Below are 12,492 nucleotides of genomic sequence, written 5' to 3' on the forward strand. Positions count from 1 at the left end.
GTTCAGAGAGCAGAGGAGCGTCCCATCCATGCAGCCCATGTCCGAGGCCGAGTGGCGTGCGTTCGCCCTCTCCGGCACCCGAACGGCGAAGCTGGCGACTCACCGCAAGGACGGCCGCCCCCACGTCACACCGGTGTGGTTCCTCCTCGACGAGGCCGAGGGCGCCGAGGCCGGCCGGCCGCAGGTTCTCTTCACCACGTGGCACGAATCCCTCAAGGCGAAGTCCCTGCGCAGGAACCCCTGGTTCGCACTCTGCATCGACGACCAGGAACCGCCCTACGCGTACGTCATGCTCGAATGCACCGCCACCTTCACCGACGACCCGGCCGACCTCCGCCACTGGGCCACCAGAATCGGCGCCCGCTACATGGGCGCCGACCGGGCCGACCGGTACGGACAGCGAAACTCGGTCCCGGGGGAGTACCTGATCCGTGCCACCGTCGACCGGGTGACCGCCTTCGCCGGCATCGCGGACTAGGTCCTGTCCGATGGGTCGAGTCGCGTACCTGGGTGCGCGTCGTGCCAGTCGGCATGGGGAGGCGCGATGGATCCTCCCGAGGGAGGGCGCGGCGCGGACTGTGTGCCCCCGGATGGACTCGAACCTGCAACAGATTCCAATACCACCCGAGTCCTCCGGGCCTCATCCGGTGACTGGCGAGGCTGCGCAGGCCCGGGAGGTGGAAAATGACTGACGTCAACTCCACCAAAAAAGCCGAGACTTCGGGCAGTGCGGTCCAGCCCGAATCAGGAGAAGGACTGCGCCTCGAAAGTCTTCTCCCTGGAGAAGGACAAAGAATGCAGCTGCGGCCGGCGGTGGCTTCGGCGGCACGCCTACGCACCCCAGGTCATGGGGCAAAGCGTTTGCGCAGGCCATAGAGCGCATGGCGCGCGCAGCACCGTTCCACTGAGCTGTCCTTGTTCGCCTGCGCGCATAGCGGGTGGTCCCGAAGTGGTCCCGCCCGATGCCTGGTGACTGGGCATCGGCTGTGCGGACCCATGCACCAGTGCCCTGGTTGCCGTAACGAGATGGGCTGGTCGAGTGCTCGGGAAGCGTGTGCGGCTAATCCGAGCAGTGCGAAGTACTGCTTAAAGGTATATGTACTTGCGCCCCAGGTTGTCGGGTTCCGAGGCCTGCGGTTCCCACACCTTGTCATCTCCGCTGCTGCCGCTCGGATCCCGTGTCCGAACGACCCGGGAATGCAGTGGCAGGGGATGGCCGACAGCTCCTCAAGGAGACAACATGATGCAAAAATCCCGACGACGGCTGCTGGTCGCTTCGGTTCCAGTTGTGATGGCGGTCGGGTTGTCGACCTCGCTCGTTGCGCCTGCCCACGCCGACAGCGGGTCGTCGCTGACCCTCGCCGAGTCCCACCAGCAAGCGTTCGTTGCAGGCGGGACGGGGACCTACACCATCACCGTCGGCAACGCCGGGCCCGGCGCGACCGACGGGTCCGCCACCAAGGTCACCGGCACCCTGCCCGCGGGCATGACCGCACTCGCTGTTGGCGGAAGTGGCTGGAGCTGCACGACGTCACCCAGCCTGAATTGCACCCGCTCTGACGCCCTGGGACCTGGGCAGGCATACATGCCTATCACCCTGACCGTGGGTATCGCGCCCTCCTTGGCGGGGAAGACCGTCGCCAGTAGCTTCCGCGTCGCCAGGGGCGGCCCCACCACCTTCCAGGAGGAAAGCTCCCTCACCGTCAACGTCAACGTCACCCAGACCCAGACCCAGTCCCAGACGCAGACCCAGTCCCAGACGGTTAACGTGAAGTGTCCGAGCGATCACGACAAGCGCACCGCGGTCTGATAAGCCCCGATGAGGCGATCGGTCGGTCCCACGGCGGATTGGCCGCGAAGATCCAACCCCCTACGACGGCCGCGGTGACGTGCACCGGCAGGGAGTCGGTCACGACGGCGGGTTGGCCGCCATCCGGCAGGCACCGTTCGCGGCGCCGCCCGGCACGCCGGCCCCGGTCAGGGCACTCACACAGCCTTGCAGGTCGGCGTGCACACCTTGGGTGCAGGCCGTCCTGACGGTGTCCGAGACTTCGACGCCCGTCTGCTGGACCATGTTCGTGCAGGCCGGGATGTCCGCGTGCGCGGCGGGGGCGGCGAAGGCCACGCCGCCCAGTGCGAGGGTCAGACCGGTGAGGACTCCGGCTGTACGGGCCGACGTGCGCATGGGAGCCACCTGCTCTCAAGGGTTGGTCGGGGACTCGCGGATTCAAGGCGCCGAGATGCGGACGCGGCCGGTGTACAAGTGTGGTCCCGGGCCCCCGTACCCGTCGTCTCGGCAGACGCCCCTTCTCCGTTCGACGCTAGAGCAGTCCACCGCCGCGCGCACTCCGGCCCGGTGGCGGGACACTCTCTTGAGTCCTCCAGGAAAACTTCGACACGTATTCGACAGAGCCACCCGCAGAAACCCGGTGACCGCGGGACAGCGCCGGACCTTCCCCACTGTGACCTGGGGTCGGCCCGGCGCTTATGCGTTCGCTACGCGTCCCTCGCTACGGTGCGGTGACCTGCCAAAAAGGCCCTCCCGAGGGAGGGCCTGGCTTGGTGCGGACTGTGTGCCCCCGGCAGGACTCGAACCTGCGGCCAAGCGCTTAGAAGGCGCCTGCTCTATCCACTGAGCTACGGGGGCCGGGCGGTGGCCTCGGCGGCCTGGAGACCCGGGACCGGGCCGGTCCATGACCTTGCCGGGACAAGGATAGGGCTCCGATCGCCTCGACCCGGTTGCTTCACCTGCGTGGCACGATGTGGAGGTTCGGTGAAGCGAACCGATAATCGCAGGTGGGTGCGGATCGTGCACTGCTTTTGACGCCTGACGCCCCGGGTGTTGTGCACTCGTTATGCCTGCGCCCCACTCGTCCCCTCTGTCCCGACGGCGTAACCGGCGCGCAGAGGCGGCTATACGCTTCAAAATGGCGCCAAAATTGGGCATTCTTCGCATGTGGTGACCATGGACGTACGGCCTCAGCTCATCGACGCACTTTCCGCCCTGCGCGACCGTGTCGCTGCCGTGCGTCTGCCACTCCCGCTCCCTGGGGCGGCACGTGCCCGTCAGACCAGGGTCGAGCTGCTCGCACAGCTCGACGACTACCTGCTTCCCCGACTGAAGGATCCTGAAGCGCCGCTGCTCGCGGTCGTCGGTGGATCCACCGGGGCCGGGAAGTCGACGCTCGTCAACTCGCTCGTGGGGCGACGGGTCAGCGAGGCCGGGGTGCTGCGGCCGACCACCCGGACCCCTGTCCTTGTCTGCCATCCGGATGATCATCACTGGTTCGCCGGGGTACGCGTACTGCCGCAACTGACCCGGGTCTGGCTGCCCCCGGAGGAGTCCGCGGATCCTGGCCTCGGCGACGACCGCGACGGGCTCGGCGATGGCGAGCAGGAGGACGGGACCGCGCTGCGGGTCGAGACCGCCGCGAGTCTGCCGCGCGGACTCGCGCTGCTCGACGCCCCGGACATCGACTCGCTCGTCGTACGGAACCGGGTGCTGGCAGCCGAACTCGTCTGCGCTGCCGACATCTGGGTCATGGTCACCACCGCTTCCCGGTACGCCGACGCGGTGCCGTGGCAGATGCTGCGTACGGCAAAGGAGTACGACGCCTCCCTCGTCATCGTGCTCGACCGGGTGCCGCACCAGGTGATCGCCGAAGTGTCGCGGCAGTACGGAGCGCTGCTCACCAGGGCGGGTCTCGGTGAGGTGCCCCGCTTCACCATCCCGGAACTGCCCGAGTCGGCGGGCGGCGGCAGCGGGCTGCTGCCCACCACCGCGGTCGCACCGCTGCGCGCCTGGCTCGGCCACCGCGTGCACGATCCGGCGGCCCGCCAGCAGGCCGTGGGGCGTACGGCGACCGGGGTCATCGACTCGCTGGACGTACGCATGCCGGAACTGGCCGGGGCCGTCGCCGCGCAGTACGCGGCGGCCGTGCGGCTCACCGGCGTGGTCGAGGACGCGTACCGGAAGGAGGGCGCCCGGGTGCAGCGGCGGCTGCAGAACGGCGGTGTGCTCGCCGGGGACGCCCGCACCCGGTGGCGCGGATACCCGCTCTACAGCTCCTCCGAGGAGCTTCTCGACGCACTGGTGGAGAGCCTGGCCGCGCTCCTGCAGTGCGCTGTCGCCGCAGCCGACGAGCAGATCCGCACGACCTGGCGGCGCGAGCCGGCAGCCGGCGTGCTCGAGTCCGAGGCCGTCGGCCGGCAGGCCGGGGGGTGGGGGCCGGCCGAGGACATCCGGGGCCGGATCGCCATGGCCGTACGACGGTGGCGGCGGGTGCTGGAGGAGCTGGCCGAGGAGGAGGTGCGCCATCTGGAACGCAACGCCGCACCCGATGCCGAGACGGTGGCCGCACTGCTGGCCGCCGCGCTGCTCGGCGGACGCCGTGCCCGCAGCGCCGGGGAACAGCTCGCCGAACGCATCGGCGTGCAGGGGGCGCTGCGACTGCGCGACAAGGGAGGCGCGCTGCTGACCACCTATCTCGACCGGGTGCTGAACGGCGAGCGTGACCGGCGGCTCGCGCCGCTCGACGCACTCGATGTGACCCCGGAGCCGCAGGCAGAACTGATTGCCGCGCTGTCCGTACTGCAGAAGGAGAGGTGGCAGCGTTGACTGTCGTCACTGACCAGGACCACAGCCAGGAGCAGGGCCGGGTGCGGGACACGGACCCGGACACGGACCGGGACATGGAGCGGGAGCCGGGGCGGGGCCGGACTGCAGCTGCCGTGATCCGCAACGCCCCCGAGCCCGTCGGGCGCTGGGACGACGGGCTCATCGCCCGGCGTGCCGCTGCCGCCTCCGGGAAATCCGATGCCGACCCCGGCCGTGAGGCCGCCTCCGACGACGAACGGCCCCAGGTCGAGGCGTACGTACCGTCCGGCAGCCCGCTCGGGCCGCGGCTCGACGCGCTGCGTGAGCTCGTCGGACTGTCCAGGGCCCGGCTCGACCGGGCCACCCTCGCCGAGGCGGGGCGCGTACTCGACGAGGCTGCCGCCCGGCAGCGGCTCTCCTCCCGGCACACCGTCGTCGCCATTGCCGGTGCGTCGGGCAGCGGCAAGTCGACCCTCTTCAATTCCCTCGCGGGCGCGCAGATCTCGGACACCGGGCTGCGACGGCCGACCACTGCCGCGCCCATCGCCTGCTCCTGGACCGACGGCGCCGCCGGGCTCCTGGACCGGCTCGCCATTCCCGGGCGGCTCAGGCGCAGGCCGCACCAGGGCGGTACGGAAGCGGACGAGGCGCTTCAGGGGCTCGTTCTCGTCGATCTGCCCGACCATGACTCGGCGGCGACCGGGCACCGCGAGCAGGTGGACCGGGTGCTTGCGCTGGTCGACGCGGTGATCTGGGTCGTGGATCCGGAGAAGTACGCGGACGCGGCTCTGCACGAGCGCTATCTGCGGCCGCTGGCCGGGCACGCGGAGGTCACGTTCGTCGTCCTCAACCAGGTGGACCGGCTGCCCGGCGACGCCGCCGACCAGGTCCTCGACGACCTGCGCCGGCTGCTCGACGAGGACGGCATGGCGCTCGGCGAACACGGCGAACCGGGCGCGACCGTGTTGTCCCTGTCGGCTCTCACCGGCGACGGGGTGGGCGAACTGCGTGAGCTGCTCGGCCGGTTCGTCCAGGAGCGCATGGCCGCGGCGCGCCGGCTCTCCGCCGATGTGGACGCCGTCGCGGCCAGACTGCGGCCGGCGTACGTCGCCGAGGGGCGGCCGGGGCTCGGAGAACGTGCCCGTGAGGAGTTCGCCGACCGGCTCGCCGAGGCCGTGGGTGCGGCCGCGGCAGGTCAGGCCGCCGAGCGCGAGTGGCGCAGGAACGCCGGGCGGGCCTGCGGGACGCCCTGGCTGCGGCTGTGGCGCTGGTACGAGGCCACCAGGCGGCCGCGAACCATGGACTGGGCAGCAGCGCTGCCCGCGCCGCCGGAGGAGCAGCTCACCGCTCGACAACGCGTCGAGCAGGCGGTACGCACGGTGGCGGACGCCGCCGCCGACGGGCTGCCCGGCCCCTGGGCGCAGGCGGTCCGCGAGGCCGCGATGAACGGGGCGGAGGGGTTGCCGGAGGCGCTTGACGAGCTGGGGGAGAAGAGCGGTACGGCGGCGGAGGGCCAGGGCAGGGGCGTGGGGGAGGGTGAGAGTGCGGGCGAGGACGCCGGGCGTGGCGCGGCGCCCGTCGACGCCGACGGCGGTGCTGCGGTCGCTGCGGCGATGGCCGGTGGATCCGATGGGGCACACAGCGGGCGGGTGGCCGGCAGGCCACCGCGGCCGGCATGGTGGCCCGCCGCCGTACTGGCGCAGGTCTCCATGACGCTGCTGCAGATCTTCGGCGGCCTCTGGCTGATCGGCCAGATCGTCGGCGTAGTCGAGCCGGGGCTGCTCACCGCCGCATCGGTGATGATGGCCGGGGTCGTCGGCGGGCCGCTGGTCGAGTGGTCGTGTGCGGCCGCCGCGCGTGGGCCCGCACGGCGGTACGGGCAGGAGGCCGAGCGGCGGTTGCGCGAGGCGGCGGCGGCCTGCGGCCGGGCGCGGGTACTCGATCCGGTGGCGGCCGAGCTGGTGCGGTACCGCGAGGTGCGGGAGCGGTTCGTGGCGGTGACGGAGTTTTCCACAACCGGCCGGTAGTCCACAGCCCTCAGCAGGATCCCCGCCTCCCCTTCAGCATGAGATCAGTGACCGCGCGGCAGCGGTCACGGGCGACGAAGGGGAGGCGGAGGCATGAACGAGACCGTGGTGACACTGGTGGGCAACGCGGCGACCGGGGTGGAGTTCCGGGAGACCGCGACCGGCGGAATGGCGCGGTTCCGCTTCGCCGTGACGGCCCGCCGTTGGGACCGGGAGAAGCAGTTCTGGACGGACGGGCACACCAGCTTCTACACCGTGTGGGCGTGGCGCACGCTGGCCTCGAATCTCGCGGGTTCGGTCGCTGTGGGAGAACCACTGGTCGTGCACGGTCGGTTGAAGGTGCGCGAGGAGGAACGGGACGGGCAGCGCCGGACGTTCGTGGACATCGAGGCGCTGGCGGTCGGACACGATCTGACACGGGGGACGGCGGCGTTCCGGCGGGTGGTGCGGGGTGATCCGACGCTGACGGCCGGGCCGAGCAGGCGGGGCGGGCCGGCGGAGGAAAGGGGAGAGGAGAAGGCCGAAGGGTTCGGGGGGCCGATCGAACGGGGGGAGCCTGTTGCGCGGTCCGCGAAGCGGACGCAGGGCGCGCACAGGGCGCAGGGGGAGCGGAGGGTGCAGAGCGAGCGGGCCGCGCGACGTGGGGGGCGGGGACCGACGGTGCGTCAGGAACAGATCCCGGAGCTGGCGTCGGCGCCGTGACCGGGCCTGTGGGCACGGAAGTTACCGGCGATAACGATTCTGAGTCGGAATGGTTGTACGACGGTATGACGGGGGAATACGCATCGCCGTTTCCTTAGGATCTCCCAGTACTCACAGGGCACTTGAGTCGGCTGGCGGGACAAACCCCACACGCGTACCAAGCGCGAGTATCCCGCCCGGAGGGGACATCTGTGTTTTCTGCTTCTTCAGCGACTGCTTCAGCATCCACGGCGGGGACGAACCCTCCACGGAGACCGGGCATCTCCCGGCTGGCTGCATCGGCGGTGGCATCCGGGCTCGTCATAGCCGCCGCCTTCGTCGGCGCAGGCAGCGCGGCCGCCGACGAGGCGCCCCAGCACCAGGGCGGCGCGACTGCCGTCCTGGACGGGTTGAAGACCTACGACCGGGCCGTGCTCCACACGGACGGCAAGAAGCAGGAGCTGGCCGCCGGGCTCTTCGAGATGACCGTCGACGGCGGCGGCAAGCTCAAGACGTACTGCATCGACATTCACAACCCCACCCAGGACCAGGCGAAGTACCTGGAGACCCCCTGGAACCAGACGTCGCTCGGCGCCAACAAGAACGCGGGCAGGATCCGCTGGATCCTGCAGCACTCCTACCCGCAGATCGACGACCTCGCGGCGCTCGCCGAACAGGCCGGCACCGGGCCGCTGACCGAGCAGACCGCGGCGGCGGGCACCCAGGTCGCCATCTGGCGCTACTCGGACAACGCCGATGTCGACGCCTCCGACCAGCAGGCCGAGAAGCTCGCCGACTGGCTGGGAGAGCACGCCGAGGACGTCGCCGAGCCCAAGGCTTCCCTCGCTCTGGACCCGGCAGCGGTCTCCGGCCTGTCCGGCGAGCGGCTCGGGCCGGTCACAGTCCACACCGACGCCGGCCAGGTCTCGGTGACCCCGCCCGCCGACTCCGCCAGCGGCGTCAAGGTCACCGACAAGAGCGGCAAGCCCGTCACCGCCGCCGCCAACGGCGCCGAGCTCTACTTCGACGTCCCGGCGGGTGCCGCCGACGGCACCGCCTCGCTGACCGTGCAGGCCACCACCTCGGTGCCGGTCGGCCGTGCCTTCGCCGGGGTGACCAAGAGCCAGACCCAGATCCTGGCCGGCTCCAGCGAGTCCACGGTGTCCGCGACCGCCACCGCGACCTGGGCCAAGAAGGGCGCAATCCCCGCGATCACCGCGAAGAAGAACTGCGCCAAGGGCGGCGTGGACGTCACCGCGAGCAACGAGGGCGACGAGGCGTTCACCTTCGAGCTGGCCGGTGCCGAGCACACCGTCGAGGCCGGACAGTCCGAGACGGTGACCGTCCCGGTCGCCGAGGACCAGGCGTACGACTTCACGATCACCGGTCCGGGCGGGTTCACCGAGACGTTCAAGGGCGTCCTGGACTGCAAGACCACCGGCAGCGGCACCGGCGGCCTCGACACCCAGACCGCCGACCAGCCCGCCCCGGCCACCGCCGGCGGCAGCTCGACCGGCACCGGGGGCGACCTCGCCGAGACCGGCAGCTCCAACGCCACGCCGATCATCGCGGGCATCGCCATCGCTTTCGTCGTCATCGGCGGCGGCGCGGTCTTCCTCCTCCGCAAGCGGAAGACGGCGTCCGCGGGGCAGCCGACCGAGGAGTAAGCGCAACGTGACATCCGAGCGGCACATTGTCACGATGTGCTGCTGACAGCCCCGGTACGCCCACGCGTACCGGGGCTGTCGCGTGATAAGACACCCGACTTCACTGCGGCACTTCGCGGGCAGCAGGAGGGTGCGTTTTGAAAGTGCTGGTCACAGCCACTCGTTGATGATCGAGATCCACTGGGAACGCCCCCTGGCTAGTCCTGCGGCCGGACCCCGCCCTTGTCCACCACGGACCGCTTCAGTACGGCGCGGGCTCCGAGCAGGGCGCCCTTCTCGCCGATCTCCGTGTCCTTCGTCAGGAAGGTGCGCGAGCCCAGGAAGGAGAGCCCCTTCGGGTCGAAGACCCACTCCGAGCGGGTGGCGTGCCGGGTGTCCTCACGGGCGATGCCCACCCCGTGGCGGCCCAGCGCGTCCACCGCGTCCGGGGCTTCGGTCACCCCGGGGATCAGCGCCGCGGCCTTGTACAGCGCGGCGGCGGTCTCCGGCGGCAGCACGGTCTCTCCGATCAGGTACCCGATCTGCTCGAACACCGCCTGGGCATGCTCCTCGCCCTCGTGCTCAGGGGTGAGGGCGGTGAGGTGCTCGAGCAGCTTCTGCGGGTCGGTGGGCAGGGCGGCAAGCCAGCGGTAGGTGGGCCGGTTCAGGCCCTCGCGGGTGCCGTCGGTGTCCCCCAACTCGGCGTTGATGGGGAGGGTATCCCCGTCCTCGCGGATGTACCCGAGCCTCTTGAGTGGGCCGGGCTTCTGGGCGTACCAGATCTCCCGTTCCTTCAGCGGTCCCGTCACCAGCTTCCCGCTGGTGAGGTCGCTGTCCTGGACCTGGCTGCGCACATAGACGAACTGGTCGTCGCCGACCGGTCCGGCGTCGCTCTTCGCCGCCGCGTCCGAGATCCGGTTCAGCACCAGGGCGACCGGCTGGGCGTTCCCGGCGCGCGCCGAGGCGCTGCCGTCCGCCTGTGCCGCCCCCGGTCCGGCCGCCGGGTCGCCGCCGCCCTGCGCGGTGTAGCCCACGATCAGGGCGCCGGCCAGGGCCAGCGCCGTGACCGGGGCCAGGACGGACGGGCGCAGGAGGCGCGGGCGGGCGGGGCGGTCGGCACGGACCGCGCGCTCCCGGCCCCGGTCCTGGCCTCGGTTCTCGGAGCGGTCGGCGTCATGGTCGATCAGGTTCATCAGGCGTTCCCTGTGGTGCTCGTGGCGGCCCGGCGGGAGGTCGAATCCGGTGGCGGGCGGCAGCAGCCGCGCCAGCTCGGCGCGCTCGTCCCGGCCGTCGTCGGTACCCGTTGTCGCGGTCATCGCGATCCCCCTTCGTTGGGCAGGGCGACGAATGCCGCCCTGCCCTCTACCTCTCCGCGGCCCCTGCGGGGTTCCCGCCCGGTTTCCCGCCGCTCCTCCGAATGCCGATCCTCCGCGAGCCGTTCGCCCGCCAGAGAGCGCAGCCGGGCCCGGGCCCGGGAGAGCCGGGAGCGTACGGTGCCCACCGGGACGTCCAGCGCGGCCGCCGCCTGGGCGTAGTCCAGCCCGGCCCACACGCAGAGGGCGAGCACCTCGCGCTCGGGCTGCCGGAGCCGGTCGAGCACCTCGCGTACGGCCGCCAGCTCGCGCTGGTGGTCCAGGCGTTCGGCGGAGGCCTCGGCGAAGTCCTCGGTCTCCTTCGGCTTCGGCTGCCGGGCCAGGAACGCGAGGCGGCGGCCGACCCCGCGCCGGTGGTTGCGCGCCCTGTTGGTGGCGATGCCGAGGAGCCAGGGGCCCAGCGGACCGCCCTCCGGATCGACCTGCTCGCGGGTGCGCCAGGCGACGAGGAAGGTCTCCGACATGACGTCCTCGGCGGCCGAGAGGTCGCCGGTGAGGCGGCAGGCGTGGTGGTAGACGGTCCTGGCGTACCGATCGTAGAGGTCCGCGAAGGCCTCCCGGTCGCCCGCGCGGATCCGTTCCCGTAGGCCGGGGTCTGCCGGTGCCCTCAGGCCGTCCGGGGCGGCCCGGTCGCCCGAGTCGCCCGGGGGGTGCGCCGGTCGCGCCGGCTGTTCGATGTGCTCCACGCCGTGTACCTCTCCGCGACCCGCACCGGGTTCCCGTGGCCCGCGTCACAGGGGTGGGGGCCGGATCCCGTCCCTGTGACGCGGCAGCCGGGTCCCGCCCGGTGGACGATCCTGCCAACCGCCGCTCCGGACGCCGGAACGGGGGGTGGGACTCGTTCGCAGCCTTCAGCGCTTCGGTGCGCAACTCGCTCGCCTCGCGAGGTGTGCAGGGGTCCATCGCGCCAACGGGGAACACTGGGTCGAGCTGATCTGCGATGAGGGCTGGGGCCCATTGGCGGAAAAGCGGAAAAGTGGTCCACGTCCGGGAGGAGCCCGTAGCCATCTATCTCCTGACCCTCGACCCTCGACCCGCGGGCCGGGCCCTGGGGCCGCCTTCGGGCCGTGGAAGGGCACCTGATGTCTCGGTGCCCGTGGAGCGATAACTTCGCCTTACTGCTACCCCGTGCCGGCGCGGTGCGCTGTGCTGAAGCGGCGCTGATAGGCGGCGGGGCTGATCGACATTTTCCTCGCGAAAACTCTCCGCATGCTCTCGTAACTCGGGAATCCGGCAAGGGATGCCACCTGCGTTGCAGTGTGCCCCTGGTCGAGCAGTGCTTTCGCCATGTCGAACCGGATCATCTCCACGTACCGGGCCGGCGTGGTGGACAGTTCATTGTGAAAGAGTCGCGTGAGATGCCGAGAGCTCAAATTCAGGTGCTTGGCGAGCTCGCTGATTGAGTGATTTCCCGCGGGATCAGCCGTCACCAGGTCGGTGATCCTACGGATGGCCGGAGATCGGGGTGGCGGTCCCTGCAGGGGGGCGGAGAACTGCGACTGGCCACCTGAACGCTGCAAATAGACCACCAGGGCGCGGGCGACATCGCGGGTCAGATCAGGGCCGTGATCCTCCTCGACGAGTGCCAGCGCCAGGTCGATGCCGGCGGTCACGCCCGCCGAGGTGTACGTGGTGCCGTCGCGAACATATATCGCATCAGGTTCGACCCGGCTGGCCGGGCACCGGGCGGCGAGTTCTTGCGTGACCTTCCAGTGCGTGGTCGCACGCTTGCCGTCCAGGAGACCGGCGGCGCCGAGGACGAATGCTCCGGTGCAGATGGACACGACCCGTTCGGCCCGGAGCGCCAGGGTCCGCGCGGCCTCGATCAGCTCACGGGCGACAGGGCTGCGCGGGTAGAGGTCCGCGCCGGCCACCAGGAAGGTGTCGGGAGCGGACTGCGAGGCGGCGGCGTCGACCGCGATCCGGATCCCGACGGACGAGGTGACGTCGGTGCCGGTCGGTGACGCCAGCACGACCTGGTAGTCGGCACCGAACCGGTTCGCTTCCGCGAACACCTCCGCGGGGCCGGCGACGTCCAGCAGCGTGACCCCGTCATGGACGAGGATCACCACCCGATGCGTGGCGGAGCCCCCATCCCTGTTCCCCGCCTGTCCGGATTCAGGTGACTCATGGCGGGACCGAGGTGGCGCCGAGGGCCCGGTGGTCGG

The 12,492-nt window shown here is 71.1% G+C and carries 10 protein-coding genes and 1 tRNA gene; 6 read left to right on the forward strand and 5 right to left on the reverse strand.

From position 1 onward, the window contains the following. Positions 1-37 precede the first annotated feature (37 nt). A complete protein-coding gene (locus OHA88_RS29645) occupies positions 38-478 on the forward strand; it encodes a PPOX class F420-dependent oxidoreductase (RefSeq protein ID WP_328629825.1) in 441 nt (146 codons plus the stop codon). Positions 479-1,240: 762 nt separating this feature from the next. Further along, positions 1,241-1,810 (forward strand): hypothetical protein, encoded by a 570-nt coding sequence (locus OHA88_RS29650; RefSeq protein WP_328627760.1) that lies wholly within the window; start codon positions 1,241-1,243, stop codon positions 1,808-1,810. 99 nt (positions 1,811-1,909) lie between these two features. Here the strand turns inward: OHA88_RS29650 and OHA88_RS29655 are convergent, their stop codons facing one another. Together OHA88_RS29655 and OHA88_RS29660 are read right to left on the reverse strand one after the other, a co-directional pair. Then, complete coding sequence (locus tag OHA88_RS29655; RefSeq protein ID WP_328627761.1) at positions 1,910-2,185, reverse strand: hypothetical protein; 276 nt, start codon at positions 2,183-2,185, stop codon at positions 1,910-1,912. Positions 2,186-2,574: 389 nt separating this feature from the next. After that, positions 2,575-2,647: transfer RNA gene (locus OHA88_RS29660), tRNA-Arg, on the reverse strand. 318 nt (positions 2,648-2,965) lie between these two features. Here OHA88_RS29660 and OHA88_RS29665 point away from each other — a divergent pair. The 4 genes from OHA88_RS29665 (at position 2,966) to OHA88_RS29680 (ending at position 8,972) form a co-directional block, all read left to right on the forward strand. Then, the gene (locus tag OHA88_RS29665) at positions 2,966-4,618 is read left to right on the forward strand and encodes a dynamin family protein (protein WP_328627762.1); all 1,653 of its coding nucleotides are present in this window, start codon (positions 2,966-2,968) and stop codon (positions 4,616-4,618) included. Next, positions 4,615-6,624, forward strand: coding sequence for a YfjP family GTPase (locus OHA88_RS29670; RefSeq protein WP_328627763.1), 2,010 nt, complete (start codon positions 4,615-4,617; stop codon positions 6,622-6,624). The genes OHA88_RS29665 and OHA88_RS29670 overlap by 4 nt, the downstream gene beginning before the upstream one ends. Positions 6,625-6,717: 93 nt before the next feature. Then, the gene (locus OHA88_RS29675; protein ID WP_328627764.1) at positions 6,718-7,326 is read left to right on the forward strand and encodes a single-stranded DNA-binding protein; all 609 of its coding nucleotides are present in this window, start codon (positions 6,718-6,720) and stop codon (positions 7,324-7,326) included. Between the two features lie 191 nt (positions 7,327-7,517). Next, on the forward strand, positions 7,518-8,972 hold the full coding sequence (locus OHA88_RS29680; RefSeq protein WP_328627765.1) for a Cys-Gln thioester bond-forming surface protein: 1,455 nt from the start codon (positions 7,518-7,520) through the stop codon (positions 8,970-8,972). A gap of 197 nt (positions 8,973-9,169) precedes the next feature. On the opposite strand, the gene OHA88_RS29685 is transcribed toward OHA88_RS29680, so the two are convergent. The 3 genes from OHA88_RS29685 to OHA88_RS29695 all read right to left on the reverse strand — a co-directional run bounded on the left by OHA88_RS29685 (position 9,170) and on the right by OHA88_RS29695 (position 12,396). Continuing rightward, positions 9,170-10,267, reverse strand: a complete 1,098-nt coding sequence (locus tag OHA88_RS29685) for a CU044_5270 family protein (protein WP_328627766.1) — start codon at positions 10,265-10,267, stop codon at positions 9,170-9,172. Next, complete coding sequence (locus tag OHA88_RS29690; RefSeq protein ID WP_328629826.1) at positions 10,264-10,935, reverse strand: RNA polymerase sigma factor; 672 nt, start codon at positions 10,933-10,935, stop codon at positions 10,264-10,266. Before OHA88_RS29690 ends, OHA88_RS29685 begins: the two co-directional genes overlap by 4 nt. A 510-nt stretch (positions 10,936-11,445) precedes the next feature. Next, positions 11,446-12,396, reverse strand: coding sequence for a GlxA family transcriptional regulator (locus OHA88_RS29695; RefSeq protein ID WP_328627767.1), 951 nt, complete (start codon positions 12,394-12,396; stop codon positions 11,446-11,448). Positions 12,397-12,492 lie beyond the last annotated feature (96 nt).

It is taken from the genome of Streptomyces sp. NBC_00353, from assembly GCF_036108815.1.
Taxonomy (GTDB): Bacteria; Actinomycetota; Actinomycetes; order Streptomycetales; family Streptomycetaceae; genus Streptomyces.